We start from the raw sequence: 20434 nt of genomic DNA, 5'->3' as shown, positions 1-20434 counted from the left end.
TACAGCTCCTCGCAGTGACGCGCAGTGCGTCGGATCGGTTCGGTTACTGACCGGACGCTACGGAGGTCAGGTTTCGCGGGATTGCCCGATTGTTTCGGGCATGTAAACAACTTTCGGAACGGGCGGCGGCACCGGCGCAGGTACGGCGTCCTACGCTCTACGCCGTGCCGACCACGACTGCGCCCACGACGATCCCCGACGCGTCCTGGCTGCGCCGGATGCTGGCGCTGGCGGTGGACTGGGCGCTGTGCATCCTGGTCGTCACGGCGTTCGTGGGCCCGACGGCGATCCCGTTCTACTCGGCGTTCCACCACGAGACCCCGGACCCCAGCTCCTCCGGCTGGGTCACCACGGTCTTCGTCATCGAGTCGACGGTCATGACCTGGCTGGGCGGGGGCTCGATCGGCAAGCTGCTCACCGGGCTCTGCGTCATCCCCGCCGACGGGCGGCTGCGGCGGCTGCACCCGGCGAAGATCATGCTGCGCCAGATCCTGATCCTGCTCGTGATCCCGCCGCTCGTCTTCCGCAACGACGGCCGCGGCCTGCACGACCTGGCGGCCGGTACGTCGACCGTCACGTTCGCCACGATGCGCGGCCTGATGGGTCCCCGGGGGAGGTAGGGCGACCACGTAGGCTCCCGGCCATGCGTGCAACCACAGCCCTCATCCGACGTACCTCCGTGGGCGCGGTCGCCGCCCTGCTCGTCTCGGGCCTCGCCGCCTGTGGCAGCGGAGGCAGCGACAGCCCGCTCGCGGCGGGCTCCACCTCGACCCCCACGACGTCGACGACCTCGATGGGGTCCGACCCGTCGCCGACCGCCGCGTCCAGCGCGCCGAGCGCCGCCGCCGGCTCCTCGCTCACGGCGGCCGAGATGACGGCCATCATCAAGAAGGGCGTCGGCGCGATCGACACCGCGCACGAGACCCTCACCATGGACACGACCGCCGCCGGGTCCTCGGTCCAGGTGCACGGCGAGGCCGACGTCCAGATGAAGCCGATGGCGATGACCATGACGATGACCATGGCGGGCACCAAGATCGAGGAGCGCTTCGTCGACGGCGCGATGTACATGCAGATGCCCGGGGCGACCACCGGTGGGAAGTGGATCAAGGTCGATCTGGCACAGGTGAGCTCGATGATGGGCGGCAGCGGGATGAGCGACGCTCTCACCAACCCGCTGGGGCTGATGGACAAGATGGCCGGCTTCATCGACTCGGCGACCTACGTCGGCCCCGACAGCGTCAACGGCGCGGCGGTCAAGCACTACAAGATGACCATCGACCTCAAGGCCGCGATGGCCCAGATGTTCCCGAACCTGCCGGGCTCGGCGTCCGCCAGCATCGGCTCGAAGGCCGACGAGGACATCTGGGTCGACGACCAGGGCCGCGCGGTCAAGACCGAGGTCGACTTCGGCACCGGCTCCATGACGACCGTCCTCAGCGACTTCGGCAAGAAGGTCAGCGTCCAGGCGCCGCCGGCGAGCCAGGTCACCACCGCTCCCGGCATGGGCGGCTGAGGTACCGCAGGGCCCGAATTCAGGGATTTGTCCCGATGCCGGAGGCGGGGTCTTAGGGCGAGCGTCGTCCTCAGTCAGCACCACTGAACTGAGGAGAACCCGATGTACACCCACCCCGCCTTCGACATGGCCCGCGTCGTCACCGAGGACCGCGTCCGCACCGCCGAGCAGCACCGCCTGGTGAGGATCGCCCGGCAGGCCCGTGCCGACCAGCGCGCCGACGCGCGGTCCGCCCGGGCCGCCGCCCGGATCGCCGACACCGCCGGTCGCACCCGCCGGCCGCTCCTCGCGGCGATCTTCGCCCACTGAGTCCTGCGATGCCCGGCGAAGAGGGCCGGTACGGCGGCATACTCGGCGACATGCGTTCCCGAGCGCCGCTGGTCGGCCGGGCGCCTGAGCTCCAGGCGCTCGAGGCCGCGCTGGCCGCCGCCGGGGAGCAGGCCGGGCAGGTCGTCCTGGTCGCCGGTGAGGCCGGCGCGGGCAAGACCCGCCTGGTCACCGAGCTGCTCGCCGCGCACCCGGAGGTCCCCGCACTGGTCGGCGGGTGCGTCGAGCTGAGCCAGGCGGCGGTGCCGTTCCTGCCGCTGGCCGGGGCCCTGCGCCGCCTCGCGAACGAGCGTGGGGACGAGGCCGCCGCGGCCCTCCTCGACGGCTCCGCCGCACCGCTGCTCGCCCTGGTCCCGAGGCTGAGCACCGGCGACCCGAGCGGGGCGGCGCAGGACCCGCTGCGGCTGTTCGAGGCCCTTCCGGTCCTCCTCGACCGGATCGCACCGACCGGGCCCGCCGTCCTCGTGATCGAGGACCTCCACTGGGCCGACGCCTCCACGCTCGACCTGGTCCGGTTCCTGGCCCTGACCGCGATGCCGGGCCGGCTCGTGCTGGTCACCTTCCGCAGCGACGAGATGCGCCGGCGGCACCCGCTGCGACCGCTGCTCGCCGAGCTCGCCCGGCTTCCCGTCGTCACGCGCGTCGACGTCCAACCACTCGGGGCCGAGCAGGTCACCGAGCTGGTCGGCTCGCTGGTGGGCGGCGCGGCATCGTCGCTGCCGCTGGACCGGATCGTGGACCGGGCCGAGGGCAACCCGTTCTTCGTCGAGGAGCTGGTGGCGGCGTACGCCGGGCAGGGGACTGCCGCACCGTCCCCGCTGGACGACGTGCTCGATGCGCGCCTCGACCGGCTCCCCGACACCGCGTGGGCCGCCGTCGAGGTGGTCGCCGCGATCGGGCGTCGCGCCTCGCACGCGCTCGTGCAGCAGGTCGCCGACCTCGACCCTGCGGCACTGTCCGGAGGCCTGCGCGCCGCCGTCGAGGACGGAGCGCTGGTGGTCGACCCGATCGGCTACACGTTCCGTCACGCGCTGCTGCAGGAGGCGGCGTACGCGAGGCTCCTCGCGGGCGACCGGATCGCCCTGCACCAGCGCATCGCCCACGCGCTCGTCGCCGACCCCGGACTCGCCGAGGGCGGTGCCCAGGCGGCCGCGGGGGAGATCGCCTTCCACGCCGAGCAGGCCGGCGACCTGGAGACGGCGTACGCCGCCTCGATCAGGGCGGCCGAGCGTGCCAGCGAGACCTATGCGATCACCGAGGCGCACGTCCACTACGAGCGGGCGGTGAGCCTGGCGTCGCAGGTGAGCGGGGACGCGGGCGAGCCGAGCCTGGGGGAGCTCCGCATCGCCGCGGGACTGGCCGCGTCGCGGGTCGGTGACAACGTCGCGGCGCGGGCCCACTACGAGCGCGCACTCGAGGCCGTCCCGAGGTCGGACCTCGCCACCGTGCTGGTCGCGACCCGGCTGCTGGCCGAGATGCTGTGGATCGTCGGCGAGCCCGGACGAGGCGACGAGCTGGTGCAGGCCGCGCTCGACGACATCGGCTCCGAGCCGGGCGTCGCCCGTGCCGAGCTGCTGGCACAGCAGGGCATGAAGGCGGTCGTCCGGGGCGCCTACGAGCTTGCCGAGGGGTGTGGCCGCGAGGCCCTCGCGCTCGCCCGGGCGCACGGATCGCGGTGGGGCGAGATCCGTGCGCTCGAAGCGACCGGGTGTGCGCTGGTGTTCCAGGGCGCCGACGTCGAGGAGGGGCTGGCGATGGCCCGCGAGGCGCTCGCCCTGGCCCTCGCCGACGGCGATCTCGACGCCTACGTGCACGCCGGCGCGAATCTGAGCACAGCCCTGGATTCGGCCGGACAGCTGGCCGAGTGTGACCGGGTCACCGAGGAGACGGTGCGGCTGTGCGAGGAGCGGGGATTCGCCGGCGCCATCCTCGACTTCCAGCGGCTCAATCTGTGCTGGACGCTCGTGCGCAGGGGCGACTGGGACGAGGCCGCCGCGATGCTGCGGCGGCTGCGGTTCAGCCGCCACGAGGGCATGATCCGCAACTTCCGCTGGGTGAACGCCGCGATCCTCGCCGCCCGCCGCGGTCAGTACGACGAGGCCCGGCTGTGCCTGGACGCGCTGGTCTCGTCCGGGGGCGCGGTCGGACCGCAGTGGGAGGGGCCCCAGGCCTGGATCCAGCTGCTCATCGGCCTCGGCACCGGCGACGAGCAGCTCCTCAAGCTGGGCACGGCAGCCCTGGTCGGCGCGCCCGTCGACCCCGCCACGATCGTCCACTACCCGACGGCGGCCCGCGCGCTCGCCGACCGGGCGCTGGCCGACCCGGGAGTGGCCGAGGAGGCGTTGGCGACCTGCGCCGAGCTCGCCGACCGGCTCGCGGCGCCGCCCGGCCTGTCAGAGCCGATGCGCCAGGAGCGGGAGCGGCTGCGGCGGACGATCGAGGCCGAGAGCGCTCGCGCGACCGGCACCGATTCCTCCGCGTGCTGGCAGGCGGTGCTCGACGTACCGAGTGAGGGGCCGGACGCGGCTGACTGCCTGTACGTCGCCTGGCGGCTCGCCGACGCCACGTACGCCGAGGGCGGCGACCCCTCCGCGATCCTCGTCCCGGCCTGGGAGCGGGCGACGGCGATCGGGTCGGTGCTGGCCGCCGACCTTGAGCGGTCCGCCCGCCGGGCCCGGGTGCGGCTGCCCGGCATGGCCCGCGACGAGACCGCCGGCGTCGTCGACCACGGCCTCACCGCACGGGAGCGCGAGGTCCTCGCGCTGGTGGCGCGGGGCGCGACGAACCAGGCCATCGCCGACCAGCTGTTCATCAGCGCCAAGACCGCGTCGGTGCACGTCTCGAACATCCTGGCCAAGCTGGGTGCGACGAACCGCGCGGAGGCGGGCGCGATCGCCCGCGACCTCGGGATCTGATCCACCGACTCCTTACGGCCGGACGCCTCAAAAGGTAGGGCGCATCCCCGATGCCCGGAGCCTCGTCTTAGCGCGAGCATCGGCCCCAGTCGACCCCGGTCGGGTCGGTGTCGCTCCCTGAAAGGACCACGTGATGAACAGACTCGATTCCTCCGGGCCACGGCTCGCCGCCAGATTCGTCGCGGCCGCGGCGCTGTGCGCGGCGTCGCTGGCCGTCGCCGTACCGGGAACCATCGCACCCGCCATGGCCGGTCCGGATGGGGCTCCGGCCCTTCCTGCCGGCGCGAGCGAGACCCAGGTCGCCCTGGCCTGGCAGGCCAGCACGACCCTGGCGACCGTGGGAAGGGCCCCTGCACTGCGGTCGGACGAGCTTCCGTCCGACTGGGGTGCCGGGAACCCGCCGCCCAGCTTCGACGGCGGCACCTCGCCGACCGAGGTCGGCGACGAGCCGCCGTCCGTCGGGATCACGCCGGTCCGGAACCGGCCCGGCGGCTTCGACGGCATCACCGAGCTGCAGCAGAAGCTGGCCGACGACGGCCACAACGCCGTCGGCTACCTGGGTGCCAGCCCCTCGGTGTGCGAGGGCAACGGCTTCGTGCTCGAGACCGTCCAGGACGCGGCCCGCGTCTTCACCACGGACGGCGCACCCCTCACCCGCACGGTCGCGATCGGTCAGCTGCTCGGGGACGGCGAGGCGGAGGTGTCCACCGGCCCGCTGGCCCTCGGGACCTACGCGCACGCCCACGAGCGCTGCTACTTCGACGCGGCCATGGACCGCTTCATGATCAGCACGCAGCGCTACTCGACCGACGGTGGTGCGTCGATCGAGCTGGCGGTCAGCCGGACCGACGACCCGCGCGGGAGCTGGGACGTCTACAACCTCCCGGTCAGCGGTGACGGCAGCGACGGTGCCGCTGCGGTCCCGGGTTGCTCCTGCACGCCCGCGCTGCTCGCGATCGGGGCCGACAGCAACGGGATCTTCCTGTCCACCACGCTGTTCGGGTCATCGGGCACGTCGTCCGGCTTCCGTGTCTTCGCGATCTCGAAGACACAGCTCGTCGACCGGACGGCCACCACGGCGGTCGCGATCACGGAGGCGCGACCCGCCGACGGCACGCCGTACCCGGTCGGCCCGACGCCGGCCCAGACGCCGCCGGGAGCGACGTACGCCGAGAGCCACGGGGGAACCGAGTACCTGACGGCCGCGTGCGGCCCGATGCGCGGCGCGGTCTTCGTCCTGGCGATCACGAACACGGCATCGTTGGCGGACGCGAACCCCTCGCTGTCCCTGGTGCAGACGAAGGTGGAGACCGAGGCCACGCAGGGCGAGGCAGAGGCCGTCGTACAGCGCGAGGGCGACCGCCCGCTGGCGCGCTACGTGCGTCGGCAATGGGGTCCCGCGCCGCTCGAGTTCATCCTCGACGCCGAGCGCTGCTCGGGCGCGGAGTACGCCGACGGGCGGCTGTGGGTCAGCCAGGCCACCCAGGTGCGGACCGGCCGGGGGCCGGCCACTGCCGGTGTCGCGTGGTTCCAACTGGTCCCCGACGTGGGCGACGGCACCCTGTCGGTGAACGTTGCCAAGCAGGGCTACCTCGCCGTCGCCGGCAACAGCGCGATCACCAGCTCCATCGCCGTCGACAGCACGGGGCACGGGGCCATCGCCTTCGAGCTGGTGGGCCCGGACTACTTCCCCTCGGCCGCGATCGCACCGATCGACGAGTCGGGCGCCGGGCCGGTGCGGATCGTCGGCCGCGGGCAGGTCCCGCTGGACAGCTTCGCCGGCTACGAGTGGTTCGGTTCCTCCGACCGCACGGCCAACGCCGACGACTTCTCGACGGCGAGCGTCGGGGCCGACGGCCGGATCTGGACCGCGGTCAGCTACCAGCCCCGGGTCGACCGCGAGCTGCTGACGAGCTGGTCCACGCGCATCACGGCCGTCGACGCCCGATCCGGTACGCCGGTCGCCACCGCGCGCACCGACGAGGCCCCCGACGCCCCGACGACCTTCAGCTCGGCCGTCGGCCCGACCGTGCCCTTCTTCGTCGGGCATCTCGACCAGGACGGCCGCCCCTCCCCGTACGCCTACCGGATGGTCGGGACGGACCCGAGGACGAGCCCGTCGACCACCCGGGTGCCGGCCGTCATCATCCCGCTGCGCCTGACGATGCCGGACGGATCGGTCTGGGACGCGACCTCGGACGCCGACCGCGCAGCCGCGTCACCCCTGTTCAGCGACGCGCAGTTCCCCTCGGGCAAGACCCAGTACGGCGACGCGATGATGCGGGCGCAGCTGTGGAGCGATGGTGGCAGCGACCCGGCGTACCACGTCGTGCTCGGCGATCCCGACGTCCACCCGGCGGTCGACCTGGTCGTGCCGCAGGGGAGTGGCGACGTCGTCACGAACCCGAACGGCACCCACAGCGCGGTCGTCGACAGGTCGTGGCTCCAGACGCAGATCCACCGGATCGTCAGCTCCGCGGGCATCTCACCGCGGACGCTGCCGATCGTCATCGGTCACCAGACGCGCACGCCGTCCTTCAAGGGCGAGCACGGCTGGTGGGATACCGCGGACGGCGGTCGGCAGACGTGGATCTACGGGTCGTGGTCCGACGACCCCAGCCCGCTCCCGGACGCGGCGGTCCTCAGCCACGAGGTCGCCGAGTGGTTCGCCGACCCGTTCACCGACAACATCGTGCCGAGCTGGCAGTCCCCGTTGCCCGGTCCGGCGAGCAGCTACGGATGCCAGCGGCTGCTCGAGACCGGCGACCCGCTCGTGGGCGCCACCCGGATCGTCGACGGCTACCACCTGCAGGACGAGGCCCTGCTGCCGTGGTTCACCCGGGAACAGCCGTCGTCCGCGTTGAACGGCGCGTACACGCTGTTCGGGACGTTCTCCTCGGTGGCGCCGAGCTGCTGAGGCTCAGCGCCCCCGCAGGCCTCCGCGCTGACCCTTCATCGAGGTGGGCACCGGTCCCTTCGGGATCGGTGCCTTGCCCCGCTGGGAGTCCAGCGCGCGCAGCCGGTTGAGCAGGTCGGTGATCTCAGCGGGCTTCACGTCGCGGCCCAGCTTCTGGATGTGCCGGACCAGCTTCGGCAGCGGGACCTGGCCCTCGTCGTTGCCGACGATGACGTCACGGACGGGGAAGTCGCCCGCGACCCGCTCGTGTCGCTTGTGCTCGCTGATCAGGACCGGCTTGATGCGGTTCGGGTTGCCTTCGGCGACCAGGACGATCCCCGGAGGGCCGACCACGCGGTGCACGAGGTCCTGCTGCTTGGTGAAGCCGACGACCTGCTCGACGTGCCAGCCCTTGCGCAGCATCGACAGCGCCCGCGCGGCGGCGCCGGTCTGGCCCTCGAGCTGCAGGTAGACGGCCTTCTGGGCGCGTCGGCTGAAGACGATCATCATCAGCAGGAAGCCGAGCAGCAGGCCCGAGACGATGGCGAAGATCAGGCTGACCGTGCTGCCGCCGGTCGGGAAGAACATCGCGGAGAAGCCGACGGCGGCGCCGACCACGAAGGCGCCGAGCATCCACCACACGACCGCCGGGTCGACCTGGCGGGTCATCCGGAAGGTCTCGCGGACCTGCTGGCGGCGGCTCATCTGGGTGGGGTCGAGATTCGACATCGGGTGATGCTGCTCCTGTGTGTCAGCGGACGGCGAGTCCGCGAAGTTCGGCTGCCTGACGGTACAGGCGTCCGGCGCGGTACGACGAACGCACGAGCGGGCCGGACAGCGCGCCGGCGAAGCCGATCTCCTCGGCCTCGGCCTGGAGCTCGACGAACTCCTCGGGCTTGACCCACCGCTCCACGGGGTGGTGGCGCAGGCTCGGGCGGAGGTACTGGGTGATGGTGATCAGGTCGCAGCCGGCCTCGTGCAGGTCGCGCAGCGCCTGCGAGACCTCCTCGCGGGTCTCGCCCATGCCCAGGATCAGGTTGGACTTCGTGACCAGCCCGAACGCCCGCGCCGCGGTCAGCACCTCCAGCGAGCGCTCGTAGCGGAAAGCCGGCCGGATCCGCTTGAAGATCCGCGGCACCGTCTCCAGATTGTGGGCCAGCACCTCGGGACGGGACTCGAAGACCTCGGCCAGCAGGTCGGGGTCGCCGTTGAAGTCGGGCACCAGGTTCTCCACCCCGGTGCCGGGGTTGAGCTCGTGGATGGCGCGCACCGTCTCGGCGTACAGCCACGCGCCGCCGTCGGGGAGGTCGTCACGGGCGACGCCGGTGATGGTGGCGTACTTGAGCTCCATCTTCTGCACCGACTCCGCCACCCGGCGGGGCTCGTCGCGGTCCAGCGGCTCGGGCTTGCCGGTGTCGATCTGGCAGAAGTCGCAGCGCCGCGTGCACTGGTCGCCGCCGATGAGGAAGGTCGCCTCGCGGTCCTCCCAGCACTCGAAGATGTTGGGGCAGCCGGCCTCCTGGCACACCGTGTGCAGCCCCTCGGACTTCACCAGGCTCTGCAGCGCGGTGTACTCCGGACCCATCTTCGCGCGGGTCTTGATCCACGACGGCTTGCGCTCGATCGGGGTCTCCGCGTTGCGTACCTCGAGCCGGAGAAGCTTCCTACCGTCGGGTGTGGTGCTCACAGCAGGCCAGTCTACTGACCGTCAGGGCACGTCCCTCCGGCGGAAGGCGGCGCCCCCGGCGAGCACGAGGGCCAGGCCGACGACGGCCCACAGCACGAAGCCCTGCGCGGCACCGATGTGGTGGACGCCGGCGTACCGGATGTCTCCCTCGAGGTGCCAGTCGTTGGTCGTGTAGGTGACGTTGTGGAACAGCACGGCCGCCGTGTTGAGGGCCGGGCTGAGCGCCTGGAGCCGTCCGGTGTCGAGGCCGTGGATGAAGGCGGTGCTGACGGCCAGCACGGCGAGGGTGGTGCCGAGCGCCGCGACGGTGTGCCGGACGAGGGTGGTGAGGGCGAAGGCGGCGATGCCGATCAGGGCCGCGAAGGCGGCCCCCTTGCCGGCGACCGCGAAGGCGTCGCCGGTCCACTCCGACTGCCATGGCAGGTCCCGCACCTGGGCGATGCCGCTGAACGCGATCCACCAGACCGCCTTCACCAGCAGGCTCACCGCCGCTCCCAGTACGCCGATGGCGACGAGCTTCGCGCCGTAGAGCTGGAGTCTTCGCGGGTTGAAGATCAGCTGGTTGCTGATCGAGCCGCTGGACCAGTCCGCACCGGCGTAGGTCATGGCCGCGAGGGCGATGGCGCCGACGACCAGGAGCGCGGCCGCGGGCGCGAAGCCCGCGACGGCGTCATGGGCCTTCATCTCGTTGTAGGACAGGAACCACTCGGGCCGGGGCCCCTGCTCGGCGATGCACTGGTCGCGCGTCGTCCCGGGCCCGTTCCAGCTCTCGGCCACGCAGCGGTCGATCTGGCGCTGGAAGGCCGGGGAGCTCATCTGCCGCTGCGCACGCGCTTCGGCCCTCGCCCATGCCTGCGCGTCGTGCGGCTTGGTGTTCGCCGTCCAGATGATCAGCATGGCCAGCGGCATGAGCAGCGCGATGGGGACCAGGACGCGGACCGCCCGGCGCCACCGGATGCGGTCGAGCTCCACGCGGATGAGGTGGCGCATCACGCAGCCCCCTCCGCAGCCAGGTCCTGGCCGCTGGTGAGCTCCAGGTAGACCGATTCGAGGTCGCGGCGTACCGGAGCGAGCTCGCTGAGCCACACGCCGGACCCCGCGAGCAGCTCGCTGACACGCTCGGGCGCGACGCCGTCGACGACCAGCGCCGCGCCGTCGCGTCGTACCGACAGGTCCGCGGCCGACAGCACTCCTTCAGCCCGGTCCAGGTCCGTCGGCACCAGGCGTACGCCGGTGGTCGGGGTCAGCAGGTCGCTGACCGGACCCGCCGCGAGGGTGCGCCCCCGGCCCAGGATCGTGACCGACGTGCACACCTGCTGCACCTCGGCGAGCACGTGCGAGGACAGCAGCACGGTCACGCCGCGCTCCGCCATCGCGCGGATCATCTCCCGGTTCTCGCGGATGCCGGCGGGGTCGAGGCCGTTGGAGGGCTCGTCGAGGATGAGCAGCTCAGGGTCGCGGAGCAGGGTCGCTGCGACCGCCAGCCGCTGCTTCATGCCGAGCGAGTAGCCGCTGTACCTCTGCTTCGCGCGCTGGCCGAGGCCGACCGCCTCGAGGGCCTCGTCGACCTTGCGGTCGGGGAGGCCGACCGAGCGCGAGAGCAGCAGCAGGTTGTGCCGCCCGGTCAGCCCGGGCGAGAACTTCGGTGACTCCACGACGGCACCGATCCGGCTCATGACGGCCGGTTGGTGCTGGGGGACCGGCTCGCCGAACAGCGCCATCCTCCCGGCGGTCGCGCGGCTCAGGCCGAGCAGCATCCGGATGGTCGAGGTCTTGCCGGACCCGTTCGGACCGAGGAACCCGTGCACCTCGCCGCGCGCGACGCGCAGGTCGACGCCGTCGACAGCCCAGCGGGCACCGCCGGCCAGGCTCCGGTACTGCTTGCGAAGACCCTCGGCGTCGACGACCAGCTCAGGCATGCGCCCGAGGCTACGCAGATGCGGGACGCAGCACGGGGATGCGGGGCATCTTCGCCGGGTCGGGGCGCGGCTCGTAGTCGGGGGTCGGCGTGTAATCGCCCCACGCGAGGAGCTCGTCCAGGTGGCGTCGTACGACGGGAAGCACCTCGGCGACCGTCACGTCGCGACCCAGCTCACGCGACAGCGACGTGACGGACGCATCGGCGATCCCGCACGGCACGAAGCGGTCGTACCAGCCCATGTCGACGTCGCAGTTCAGCGAGAACCCGTGCATCGTGACGCCGCGGCTGACCCGGATGCCGATCGCGGCGATCTTGCGCTCCGGGCCGTGCTCGTCGGCCCGCAGCCACACGCCGCTGCGGCCGGGCACGCGGGCCGTCGTCACGCCGAGCTCGGCGCACGCCGCGATGAGCGCCTCCTCGATCCGGCGCACATAGTCGACGACGAGGACGTGCTGGGGGAGCGTCACGATGGGGTAGCCGACCAGCTGCCCCGGCCCGTGGAAGGTGATCTTGCCGCCGCGGTCCACGTCGAGCACCTCGGCGCCGCCCGGGTCGGCCGGTCGCTCCCAGGGCTCGGTCCGCTTGCCGGCCGTGAACACCGGCGGGTGCTCGAGCAGCAGCACGGTGTCCTCGCGTGCGCCGCCCGCGACCTCGGCGTGGATGGTCCGCTGCAGGTCCCAGGCCGCCTGGTAGTCGACCTGGCCGAGCTCGACGTACTCAGTCACATCGATCAGGCTACTCGCCGCATTGGACCGAGCGCGTCTCCGGAGTCGCCGGCGGCGGCCACAGAACCGCTGACATCCCCGGCGAGGATCCCGCCGGCGCCTCCTCTCACCGCGCTGCCGGTCGGAGGCCTGTGGATGACCGGATGCGGATCTCGCCCGGACCGCGTAGGACTGGGGCATGCGGATCTCGGGCCTGCGCGCACTCGGCACCGGCGCTGTCATCGCCCTGGTGCTGGTGGTCGGTGCGCTGCTCCTCGGACTCGGCCGGCCCGACGCGGCGCCGCGACCGGTCGCCGACGTCGCACCGGCCGCCCGGTCGGCCGGACCCGTCGCCGCGGTCCGCGCCCTGGTGGTGCTGCGCGACTGGGACCGCGCCCGGGCGCACGCGTGGGCGCACGGCGACGCCACCGCACTGCGCCGCCTGTACGCCGACAGGTCGGCCGCCGGACGGCGTGACCTGGCCATGCTGCGGCGCTGGTCGGCCCGGGGCCTGCGGGTCCGCGGGATGTCGATGCAGCTGCTCGGCGTACGGCTCGAGGTGCGGACGGCCCGGCGGATCGTGCTCGTGGTGACCGACCGGCTGGTGGCGGCGTACGCCGTCGGCGGCGGCCACCGCTATCCGTTGCCCCATGACAACGCGTCGACCCGCCGGTTGGAGTTCCGGCGGGTCGAGGGGCGTTGGGTGCTGCGGTCGGCTCAGACCTCGAACTGACCGGCCTCGAGGCGCTTCTTGACCTCCTGCAGGAAGCGGCCGGCGCCCGCGCCGTCCACCAGCCGGTGGTCGTAGGTCAGCGCGAAGTAGCACATGTGCCGGATCGCGATCGTCTCGCCGAGGTGCTCGTCGTCGATGACGACCGGGCGCTTCACGACGGCGCCCGGGCCGAGGATCGCGACCTGCGGCTGGTTGATGATCGGGGTGTCCCACAGCGCGCCGACCGACCCGAGGTTGGTGATCGTGAAGGTGCCGCCGGACAGCTCGTCCGGACCGATCTTGTTGGTGCGCGTGCGCTGCGCGACGTCGGCGATCTTCTTGGCCAGGCCGGAGACGGACAGGTCGCCCGCGTCCTTGATGACCGGCGTGATCAGGCCCTTCTCGGTGTCGACCGCGATCGAGAGGTTCTCCCGGTCGAAGTAGGTCACCGTGCCGGCATCGGTGTCGATGGCGGCGTTCAGGGTCGGGTGCGCCTTGAGCGAGTCGATGGCGGCCTTGGCGAAGAACGGCAGGTAGGTGAGCTTCACACCCTCGCGGGCCAGGAACTCCTCCTTCACGCTCTCGCGCAGCCGGGCCACGTTCGTCACGTCGATCTCGACGACCTGGGTGAGCTGCGCGGAGGTCTGCAGCGACTCGTTCATCCGCTTGGCGATGATCGCGCGCAGGCGGCTGATCGGGACCGTCTGGCCGCGCAGCGGCGACGGCGAGGGAGCCGGTACGCCGCCGCTCGGGGCTGCCGCCGCGGGGGCAGCGGGGGCCTCGGCCGCGGGAGCCTTCTTGGCCTCGGCGGCCGCGATGACGTCCTGCTTGCGGATCCGGCCACCGACGCCCGAGCCGGTCACCGACGCGAGGTCGACGCCGTGCTGGTTGGCCAGCTTGCGGACCAGCGGGGTCACGTAGCTCGGGCCGTCCGCGGACGGCTCGGGGGCGGGCTTCTCGGCGACCGGCGCGGGCTCGGGCGGGAGCTGTGCGGCGGGAGCCGGCGCGGCCGGGGCCTCCTGCTTCGGGGCCTCCTGCTTCGGCGCCTCCTGCTTCGGGGTCTCCTCGGCGGGCGCCTCGGCAGCGGGAGCCGGGGCCTCGGGCGCGGCCGGGGCGGGCTCGGGAGCGGCGGGGGCGGCCGCCGGCGTACCGCTGCCGATGATGGCGAGCTCGGCGCCGACCTCGACGGTCTCGTCCTCGGCGGCCTTGATCTCCAGCAGCGTGCCGGCGACCGGCGAGGGGATCTCGGTGTCGACCTTGTCGGTGGAGACCTCGAGCAGCGGCTCGTCGACGGCGACGCTGTCGCCGACCTGCTTGAGCCAGCGGGTCACGGTGCCCTCGGTGACCGACTCACCCAGCGCGGGCAGGGTCACGGCGGTGCCACTGGCACCGGCGGCGGAACCGTCGGGGGCCTCGGTTCCCGCGGTCGCGTCGGGGGACGGCGTCTCGGGGGCGTCGGGCGCAGCGGGAGCGTCGGGGGTCTCGGCCGGCGCCTCGGCAGCGGCGGGCTCCTCCTGGGGCTCCGCGTCGGCAGCGGCCGGCGCCTCGGGCTCGGCCGCGGGGGCGGACGCGCCACCCTCGTCGGCAGCGCCGATCACGGCGAGCACGGCACCCACCTCGACGGTGTCGTCCTCGGCGGCCTTGATCTCCAGCAGCGTGCCGGCGACGGGCGAGGGGATCTCGGTGTCGACCTTGTCGGTGGAGACCTCCAGCAGGGGCTCGTCGACCGCGACGCTGTCACCGACCTGCTTGAGCCAGCGGGTCACGGTGCCCTCGGTGACGGACTCTCCGAGTGCCGGGAGGGGTACTTCAGTGGCCATGTTTCCTCGACTTCGTGGGTCGGTGTGCGACAGAAGCGCGCCAGACGTGGACTGCGGACCCCATCCTTGCACCACGTGTGACACAGCCCGCAACGGCCCGGACCGTCTCTCGGAACATCTGTGGCGGCGACGCCGGTCGGGCACACTGGGAGCATGGCGTTCTGGGATCGGTTCCGTCGCGCTCCGCGGATGAGCGGGCCCGCGCGTGATGCGACACGCACCGGCTCGACCCGCGTCCGCGCGGCCGACGAGGCGGACCAGGCGCACCTCGAGCAGTGGATCGGCTCCCACCGTGGCGTGGAGGGCTTCATCGAGCCGCGGACCGCGGTCAGCGAGGTCACCCTGCTGCTGGTCGCGCACGACGGCGAGTGGACCCGGCGCCGGGTGCCCTCGACCGAGTGGGCGCACAAGTTCTGCAACGCCCGCCAGGTGCCGTCGTACGACGCCGGGGTGGTCGGCATCCCGCAGCGGATGCGCGACTACAACTCCCGCATCACGCGGGAACGGAAGCAGCAGCGCCAGGAGCGTCAGCAGTAGCCAGGCCGCGCGCCAGCTCGACCAGCGTGGCGAGCCCGTAGCCGGTCGAGCCGGGCGTCAGGTGGCCGACCGGGCCCCCGCGGTTGAAGGTCGGGCCGGCGATGTCGAGGTGCGCCCAGGGCAGGCCGCCGGTGAACTCGCGCAGGAACGCCGCCGCGAACAGTCCGCCGCCCCACCGGATCCAGTCGTGCTGGGCGAGGTCGGCGATGCGGCTGGAGTGGATGCGCTCGTCCATGAAGTCGGGGATCGGCATCGGCCAGGCGTCCTCGCCGGCCGCGGCCGCCGCGGCGAGCACGGCGTCGACGATCGCGTCGTCGCCCATCACTCCAGCGATCTTGTCGCCTAGCGCCTGGACCATGTGCCCGGTCAGCGTGGCGATGTCCACGACCAGGTCGGGCCTGCGCTCGACGGCCAGGCCGAGGCAGTCGGCGAGGACCAGGCGGCCCTCGGCGTCCGCGTTCTGCATCTCCACGGTGGTGCCGCCGAAGATCGTGATCACGTCGCCGGGCCGCATCGCGGCGGCGCCCACCATGTTCTCGGCCAGCCCGACGAAGGCCGAGATCTCCACCGGCAGGCCGAGGCGCGCGACCGCCAGCGTGGCCTGGACGACCGCGGCCGCGCCGGCCATGTCCTCCTTCATGGTGGCCATGCTGGAGCCCGGCTTGATGGTGAGGCCGCCGGAGTCGAAGGTGATGCCCTTCCCGACCAGCGCGAGGTGCGCGACCGGGTCCTTGGGGCGGTAGCGCAGCTCGGCGATCCGTGGGGGTGCGGCCGACCCGGCGCCGACCGCGAGCGTGCCGCCGCAGCCCAGCTCGGCGAGCCGCTCCTCGTCGTACACGTCGACCTTGATCTTGGTCGCGAGGTCCTTGTTCGCGGCCTTCACCGCGGCACCGATGGCGTCGGCGAAGGCCGGCGGCGTGAGGTCGGCCGGAGGAGTGTTCACCCAGTCGCGCATGACGCCGGTGGCGTCCGCGATCACCTGGGCGTCCTCGACGGCCCGCGCGATCTCGGCGCGTCGCGCCGCGGGGGAGAGGAGGACGACCTCCGCCGGGGCCGTCGTCTCCGCCTTGCTCTTGTACGCCGTGAACGCGTAGCCGCCGAGCCGGAACCCCTCGACCACGGCGCGGGCCAGCTCGGGGGTGTCGGCCGGGAGCGCCAGCGCGATCGACGCCGCGGTGCCGGTGGCCCGGGCCGCGTTGCCGGCCGCGCGTCGTACGGCCTGCGCATCGGACGCGTCACCGAGCCCGACCAGCACCAGCAGCGGCGACCCGATCACCCCGTTGGTCGGCACCTTCGCCACCTCGCCCGGGCGGCCGGTCAGCGACAGGGTCGCGAGCAGGCCCTTGAGCTTGCGCCCGTACGCCGCCGCCACGTCCTCGCCCCCCGGCGCCAGCGCCGGGCCGGGCACGACGCCGACCACCACGGCCTCGGCCTTGGTCTTGGCGGGGCTCGCGGTGCGCAGGGCGTAGGTCGTCACGTCCCGCACGATATCTTCCGGGCTATGGCCGACGACCTCCTCCAGTCCCCGCTGCACGATCGCCACGTCGCCCTCGGCGCGAAGTTCGCCGAGTTCGGCGGCTGGTCGATGCCGCTGCAGTACGCCGGCGTGGTGCCCGAGCACACGGCCGTGCGCACCGGCGTGGGGATCTTCGACGTCAGCCACCTGGGCAAGGTCGTCGTGCGCGGGCCGGGTGCGGCGGCGTACGTGAACGCCCGGCTGAGCAACGACCTGGGCCGGATCGGGCCCGGTCAGGCGCAGTACACGCTGTGCCTCGACCCGGAGACCGGCGGGATCGTCGACGACATCTTCAGCTACTACAAGGACGACGACCACGTCTTCCTCATCCCCAACGCCTCCAACAACACCGAGGTCCACCGCCGGCTCGCCGAGGGCGCCCCGGACGGTCTCGAGGTGCTCAACCACCACCGCGACTACGTCGTGATCGCGGTGCAGGGCACCAGGTCGGACGAGACGCTGGACGCGGCCGGGCTGCCGGTCGGTCACGACTACCTGACCTTCATCGAGGCCGACTACGCCGGCGAGCCGGTGATCGTGTGCCGCACCGGCTACACCGGGGAGCGCGGCTACGAGCTGATCGCGCCGAACGCCGTGGCCGGCGAGCTGTGGGACGCACTGCTGAAGGCGGGCGAGCAGTTCGGCATCGCGGCCTGCGGCCTCGGGGCGCGCGACACGCTGCGCACCGAGATGGGCTACCCGCTGCACGGCCAGGACATCTCGCCCTCCGTCACCCCGAACGAGGCCCGCCTCGGCTGGGCCGTCGGCTGGAAGAAGGACGAGTTCTGGGGCAAGGACGCCGTGGCCGCGGAGAAGGCCGCCGGCCCGCGGCGCAAGCTGGTCGGCCTCAAGGCCACCGGCCGCGCCATCCCGCGCCCGCACATGGGCGTCTCGATCGGCGCCGACTTCCGGGTCGGCGAGATCACCTCCGGCACGTTCTCGCCGACGCTGAAGCAGGGCATCGCCCTGGCGCTGGTGGGCTCCAACGTGGCCGACGACGCCGAGGTCCTCGTCGACGTACGGGGCAAGCAGGAGGTCTTCGCCATCCACAAGCCACCGTTCGTCGACACGTCCGTGAGGGAGTCCTGACATGGCCGCACTGCCCGAGGACCCGCCGACCTTCCGCGCACCCAGCCCCGCCGACCGGCCCTGGTGGTGGCGGCTCGAGGACGCGTCGGGTGCCGTCGTCGAGGTCGCCGAGGAGCACGCCGGCCAGCGGTTCCCCAGCCAGGCCGACGCCGAGTCCTGGATCGGTGAGACGTACGGCGACCTCGCCGACGCCGGCGTCGTACAGGTGACACTCTTCGAGAACGACCGCGAGGTCTACGGACCCATGTCGCTCTCGGCCTAGGCTCGGGGTCGTGCGGCAATACCTCGACCTGGTGCAGCGCGTCCTCGACGAGGGGACGTCCAAGGGTGACCGGACGGGCACCGGAACGCTGAGCGTGTTCGGGCACCAGATGCGCTTCGACCTGTCCGCGGGCTTCCCGCTGGTCACCACGAAGAAGATCCACACCCGCTCGGTGTTCGGCGAGCTGCTGTGGTTCCTGCGTGGCGACACGAACGTGCGCTGGCTGCAGGAGCGCGGCATCACGATCTGGGACGAGTGGGCCGACGAGAACGGCGACCTCGGACCGGTGTACGGCGCCCAGTGGCGCTCGTGGCCGGCCCCCGACGGACGCCACATCGACCAGCTGGCCCAGGTGGTCGACCAGATCCGCACCACCCCCGACTCGCGCCGGCACATCGTCTCGGCCTGGAACCCGGCCCTCGTGGACGAGATGGCGCTGCCGCCGTGCCACTCGCTGTTCCAGTTCTACGTCGCCGACGGACGGCTGAGCTGCCAGCTCTACCAGCGCTCGGCAGACATCTTCCTCGGGGTGCCGTTCAACATCGCGTCCTACGCGCTGCTCACCCACATGGTCGCCCAGGTGGCCGGTCTCGAGGTCGGCGACTTCGTGCACACCCTCGGTGACGCGCACCTGTACTCCAACCACCTCGAGCAGGCGCGGCTGCAGCTCACCCGCGAGCCCCGGCCGCTGCCGCGGCTGGTGCTGAACCCGGAGATCAAGGAGATCGACGGGTTCGACCTCGAGGACATCGCCGTCGAGGGCTACGACCCGCACCCCGGCATCAAGGCGCCGATCGCCGTATGACCACCCCGGCGGGCCGACGGGTGACGATGGTCGCCGCCGTCGCCGAGAACGGCGTCATCGGCAACGGCCCTGACATCCCCTGGCACGTGCCCGGTGAGCAGAAGGTGTTCCGCGAGAACACGATCGGCACCGCGCTCATCCTCGGCCGCACCACGCACGAGTCGATCGGCCGCCCGCTGCCCGGGCGGACCACGATCGTGCTGACCCGCGACTCGTCGTGGTCGGCCGAGGGCGTGCTCGTCGCGTCGTCGGTCCCCGCCGCGCTCGAGCTGGCCGACGAGGTGCTCGCCGACCAGCCGCCGGAGACGCCGGTGACGATCGGCGGGGGAGCGGTGGTCTACCGCTCCGCCCTCCCGTACGCCGACGTACAGGTCATCAGCGAGATCCCGCTGTCGCCGGAGGGGGACGTCCGCTACCCCGAGTTCGACCCGGGCCGGTGGCGCGAGGCCTCCCGCGAGCCCCGCGAGGGGTTCACCCTGGTCACCTACGAGCGCGTCTTCGCCTGCGGCTGAGCGGTCAGCGGCGGAAGCTGCGGACGTACCCGTAGACCACCATCACGAGTCCGCCCGCGGCGCCCAGGCCGATCGACACCGGGAAGGACAGATCGGTGAGCAGCACGAGGAAGAGCGTCAGGAACCCGACCCACGCCAGGTAGAAGAGCGTGGCCAGGACCCACCACCCCGGCGTCCGGACGTCATAGGTCCGGGAGAACGAACCGCTCCAGGTCCTGCCGATGAAGAACGAGCGCTGCCCCCCGAAGATCCCCATGCGGCCATCTTGTCCCACTCGGCCGCAACCGAATCCCGGCGCCGCGCGTCAACAGGGCAGAACCCCCGTGACCGAGGAGTCCCCATGCTGCGCCGCATCGCCCTCCTGACCGTGCTCGTCGCCCTCTGCTCGACCGGTGCGTACGCCGTCGGGCTGGTGCACGCCGGCCGGCTGCCCTGGAAGCAGGCGGACGCCGCCACCGCGCCCCGGCAGACCGAACGGCCGACCCCGCGGCCGACGCCGGCGCCGGCGCCCACGATGAGCCCGTCGCCCGTCGTACCGGCCCCCGCGCCTCTGCTGGCGCCGGGTGACGACGGTCCGGAGGTCTCCGAGCTGCAGGCCCGTCTCGCCCAGATCGCCTGGTTCTCCGGCGCGCCCAGCGGCCACTACGGCGACGTCACCGAGGCGGCCGTGCGCGGCTTCCAGGCCAAGCGTGGGATCGCCGTGACCGGCGCGGTCGACCGGCGCACGATGCGGCGGCTGCTCGCGATGACCACGGCGCCGACCGCCGCGCAGCTCGACGACGACCCGCTGAACAACAACACCCCGGGCGCGCTCGACCCGCGCTGCGAGACGGGGCGGGTCATCTGCGTCGACAAGACCTCGAGCACGGTGCGCTGGGTCGTGGACGGGGTGGTGCGCAAGACCCTCGACGCGCGCTTCGGGGCGTCGTACTCCCCGACCCGGGAGGGCGTCTTCCACGTCTACTTCAAGAGCCGCGACCATGTCTCGCACCTCTACGGCTCCTCGATGCCGTACGCGATGTTCTTCTCCGGCGGGCAGGCGGTGCACTACTCCTCGGACTTCGCCGCCCGCGGCTACAGCGGCGCCTCCCACGGCTGCGTCAACATCCGCGACGAGGCAGGCGTCTCCTGGCTGTTCGACCGCGTGCAGGTCGGCGACGAGGTGGTCGTCTACCGCTCCTGAGCGGGCCGGCACGTGCGTGCCCGGCTCGACAC

20 protein-coding genes are annotated in these 20434 nt (G+C 72.6%); 12 read left to right on the top strand and 8 right to left on the bottom strand.

The window, feature by feature from the left end; translation table 11 throughout:
- Positions 1 to 164 precede the first annotated feature (164 nt).
- From ACYU8V_RS06175 to ACYU8V_RS06155, 5 genes are all read left to right on the top strand, one after another.
- Positions 165 to 620, top strand: a complete 456-nt coding sequence (locus tag ACYU8V_RS06175) for an RDD family protein (RefSeq protein WP_460845946.1) — start codon at positions 165 to 167, stop codon at positions 618 to 620.
- A 23-nt stretch (positions 621 to 643) separates the two neighbouring features.
- Positions 644 to 1516 (top strand): DUF6612 family protein, encoded by an 873-nt coding sequence (locus ACYU8V_RS06170; RefSeq protein ID WP_460845945.1) that lies wholly within the window; start codon positions 644 to 646, stop codon positions 1514 to 1516.
- Between the two features lie 102 nt (positions 1517 to 1618).
- Positions 1619 to 1825 carry a hypothetical protein gene (locus ACYU8V_RS06165; protein ID WP_460845944.1) on the top strand — a complete coding sequence of 69 codons (207 nt, stop codon included), beginning with the start codon at positions 1619 to 1621 and terminating at the stop codon, positions 1823 to 1825.
- 50 nt (positions 1826 to 1875) lie between these two features.
- Complete coding sequence (locus ACYU8V_RS06160) at positions 1876 to 4758, top strand: ATP-binding protein (protein ID WP_460845943.1); 2883 nt, start codon at positions 1876 to 1878, stop codon at positions 4756 to 4758.
- 133 nt (positions 4759 to 4891) lie between these two features.
- Positions 4892 to 7675 carry a hypothetical protein gene (locus tag ACYU8V_RS06155; RefSeq protein WP_460845942.1) on the top strand — a complete coding sequence of 928 codons (2784 nt, stop codon included), beginning with the start codon at positions 4892 to 4894 and terminating at the stop codon, positions 7673 to 7675.
- A gap of 3 nt (positions 7676 to 7678) precedes the next feature.
- On the opposite strand, the gene ACYU8V_RS06150 is transcribed toward ACYU8V_RS06155, so the two are convergent.
- From ACYU8V_RS06150 to lipB, 5 genes are read right to left on the bottom strand one after another with little or no spacing between them, the layout of a single operon-like run.
- Entirely contained in the window at positions 7679 to 8383 is a 705-nt protein-coding gene (locus tag ACYU8V_RS06150) for a DUF4191 domain-containing protein (protein WP_460845941.1), read from the bottom strand.
- A gap of 22 nt (positions 8384 to 8405) precedes the next feature.
- A complete protein-coding gene (lipA, locus tag ACYU8V_RS06145; protein WP_460845940.1) occupies positions 8406 to 9341 on the bottom strand; it encodes a lipoyl synthase in 936 nt (311 codons plus the stop codon).
- Positions 9342 to 9362: 21 nt separating this feature from the next.
- The gene (locus ACYU8V_RS06140; protein ID WP_460845938.1) at positions 9363 to 10331 is read right to left on the bottom strand and encodes a hypothetical protein; all 969 of its coding nucleotides are present in this window, start codon (positions 10329 to 10331) and stop codon (positions 9363 to 9365) included.
- Positions 10331 to 11260: an ABC transporter ATP-binding protein gene (locus ACYU8V_RS06135; protein WP_460845937.1), complete on the bottom strand. Its 930-nt coding sequence runs from the start codon at positions 11258 to 11260 to the stop codon at positions 10331 to 10333. The genes ACYU8V_RS06140 and ACYU8V_RS06135 overlap by 1 nt, the downstream gene beginning before the upstream one ends.
- A gap of 10 nt (positions 11261 to 11270) precedes the next feature.
- Positions 11271 to 11987 carry a lipoyl(octanoyl) transferase LipB gene (gene lipB / locus ACYU8V_RS06130; RefSeq protein ID WP_460845935.1) on the bottom strand — a complete coding sequence of 239 codons (717 nt, stop codon included), beginning with the start codon at positions 11985 to 11987 and terminating at the stop codon, positions 11271 to 11273.
- Between the two features lie 178 nt (positions 11988 to 12165).
- Between lipB and ACYU8V_RS06125 the strand changes: the two genes are divergently transcribed.
- Complete coding sequence (locus ACYU8V_RS06125; RefSeq protein WP_460845934.1) at positions 12166 to 12699, top strand: hypothetical protein; 534 nt, start codon at positions 12166 to 12168, stop codon at positions 12697 to 12699.
- On the opposite strand, the gene sucB is transcribed toward ACYU8V_RS06125, so the two are convergent.
- Positions 12684 to 14498: a 2-oxoglutarate dehydrogenase, E2 component, dihydrolipoamide succinyltransferase gene (gene sucB / locus ACYU8V_RS06120; protein ID WP_460845933.1), complete on the bottom strand. Its 1815-nt coding sequence runs from the start codon at positions 14496 to 14498 to the stop codon at positions 12684 to 12686. The two genes, ACYU8V_RS06125 and sucB, sit on opposite strands and share 16 nt — an antisense overlap.
- 153 nt (positions 14499 to 14651) lie before the next feature.
- Between sucB and ACYU8V_RS06115 the strand changes: the two genes are divergently transcribed.
- On the top strand, positions 14652 to 15035 hold the full coding sequence (locus ACYU8V_RS06115; protein ID WP_460845932.1) for a hypothetical protein: 384 nt from the start codon (positions 14652 to 14654) through the stop codon (positions 15033 to 15035).
- Here the strand turns inward: ACYU8V_RS06115 and ACYU8V_RS06110 are convergent.
- Positions 14992 to 16512, bottom strand: a complete 1521-nt coding sequence (locus tag ACYU8V_RS06110) for a leucyl aminopeptidase (RefSeq protein WP_460845931.1) — start codon at positions 16510 to 16512, stop codon at positions 14992 to 14994. The two genes, ACYU8V_RS06115 and ACYU8V_RS06110, sit on opposite strands and share 44 nt — an antisense overlap.
- A 24-nt stretch (positions 16513 to 16536) precedes the next feature.
- Between ACYU8V_RS06110 and gcvT the strand changes: the two genes are divergently transcribed.
- The 4 genes from gcvT to ACYU8V_RS06090 are packed head-to-tail and all read left to right on the top strand — an operon-like array spanning position 16537 to position 19219.
- Complete coding sequence (gene gcvT, locus ACYU8V_RS06105; RefSeq protein WP_460845930.1) at positions 16537 to 17640, top strand: glycine cleavage system aminomethyltransferase GcvT; 1104 nt, start codon at positions 16537 to 16539, stop codon at positions 17638 to 17640.
- 1 nt (position 17641) lies between these two features.
- On the top strand, positions 17642 to 17902 hold the full coding sequence (locus ACYU8V_RS06100) for a hypothetical protein (RefSeq protein WP_460845929.1): 261 nt from the start codon (positions 17642 to 17644) through the stop codon (positions 17900 to 17902).
- Positions 17903 to 17912: 10 nt separating this feature from the next.
- A complete protein-coding gene (locus ACYU8V_RS06095) occupies positions 17913 to 18707 on the top strand; it encodes a thymidylate synthase (protein ID WP_460845928.1) in 795 nt (264 codons plus the stop codon).
- Positions 18704 to 19219, top strand: coding sequence for a dihydrofolate reductase (locus tag ACYU8V_RS06090; RefSeq protein ID WP_460845927.1), 516 nt, complete (start codon positions 18704 to 18706; stop codon positions 19217 to 19219). The genes ACYU8V_RS06095 and ACYU8V_RS06090 overlap by 4 nt, the downstream gene beginning before the upstream one ends.
- A 4-nt stretch (positions 19220 to 19223) precedes the next feature.
- On the opposite strand, the gene ACYU8V_RS06085 is transcribed toward ACYU8V_RS06090, so the two are convergent.
- On the bottom strand, positions 19224 to 19475 hold the full coding sequence (locus ACYU8V_RS06085; protein WP_460845926.1) for a hypothetical protein: 252 nt from the start codon (positions 19473 to 19475) through the stop codon (positions 19224 to 19226).
- Positions 19476 to 19559: 84 nt separating this feature from the next.
- Between ACYU8V_RS06085 and ACYU8V_RS06080 the strand changes: the two genes are divergently transcribed.
- Positions 19560 to 20402, top strand: coding sequence for a L,D-transpeptidase family protein (locus tag ACYU8V_RS06080; protein WP_460845925.1), 843 nt, complete (start codon positions 19560 to 19562; stop codon positions 20400 to 20402).
- Positions 20403 to 20434 lie beyond the last annotated feature (32 nt).

Source organism: Nocardioides ultimimeridianus, from assembly GCF_054777895.1.
Note: the sequence above shows the minus strand (reverse complement) of the source record. Positions and strands in the feature narration are given on the sequence as shown.

What these genes read in the sequence shown, in the direction of transcription:
- ACYU8V_RS06085 (WP_460845926.1), bottom strand. Translation starts at nt 19,475, where the DNA reads ATGGGGATCTTCGGGGGGCAGCGCTCGTTCTTCATCGGCAGGACCTGG.
- ACYU8V_RS06160 (WP_460845943.1), top strand. Translation starts at nt 1,876, where the DNA reads ATGCGTTCCCGAGCGCCGCTGGTCGGCCGGGCGCCTGAGCTCCAGGCG.
- ACYU8V_RS06155 (WP_460845942.1), top strand. Translation starts at nt 4,892, where the DNA reads ATGAACAGACTCGATTCCTCCGGGCCACGGCTCGCCGCCAGATTCGTC.
- ACYU8V_RS06125 (WP_460845934.1), top strand. Translation starts at nt 12,166, where the DNA reads ATGCGGATCTCGGGCCTGCGCGCACTCGGCACCGGCGCTGTCATCGCC.
- ACYU8V_RS06170 (WP_460845945.1), top strand. Translation starts at nt 644, where the DNA reads ATGCGTGCAACCACAGCCCTCATCCGACGTACCTCCGTGGGCGCGGTC.
- ACYU8V_RS06080 (WP_460845925.1), top strand. Translation starts at nt 19,560, where the DNA reads ATGCTGCGCCGCATCGCCCTCCTGACCGTGCTCGTCGCCCTCTGCTCG.
- ACYU8V_RS06100 (WP_460845929.1), top strand. Translation starts at nt 17,642, where the DNA reads ATGGCCGCACTGCCCGAGGACCCGCCGACCTTCCGCGCACCCAGCCCC.
- ACYU8V_RS06140 (WP_460845938.1), bottom strand. Translation starts at nt 10,331, where the DNA reads ATGCGCCACCTCATCCGCGTGGAGCTCGACCGCATCCGGTGGCGCCGG.
- ACYU8V_RS06165 (WP_460845944.1), top strand. Translation starts at nt 1,619, where the DNA reads ATGTACACCCACCCCGCCTTCGACATGGCCCGCGTCGTCACCGAGGAC.
- ACYU8V_RS06135 (WP_460845937.1), bottom strand. Translation starts at nt 11,260, where the DNA reads ATGCCTGAGCTGGTCGTCGACGCCGAGGGTCTTCGCAAGCAGTACCGG.
- gcvT (WP_460845930.1), top strand. Translation starts at nt 16,537, where the DNA reads ATGGCCGACGACCTCCTCCAGTCCCCGCTGCACGATCGCCACGTCGCC.
- ACYU8V_RS06090 (WP_460845927.1), top strand. Translation starts at nt 18,704, where the DNA reads ATGACCACCCCGGCGGGCCGACGGGTGACGATGGTCGCCGCCGTCGCC.
- ACYU8V_RS06115 (WP_460845932.1), top strand. Translation starts at nt 14,652, where the DNA reads ATGGCGTTCTGGGATCGGTTCCGTCGCGCTCCGCGGATGAGCGGGCCC.
- ACYU8V_RS06150 (WP_460845941.1), bottom strand. Translation starts at nt 8,383, where the DNA reads ATGTCGAATCTCGACCCCACCCAGATGAGCCGCCGCCAGCAGGTCCGC.
- sucB (WP_460845933.1), bottom strand. Translation starts at nt 14,498, where the DNA reads ATGGCCACTGAAGTACCCCTCCCGGCACTCGGAGAGTCCGTCACCGAG.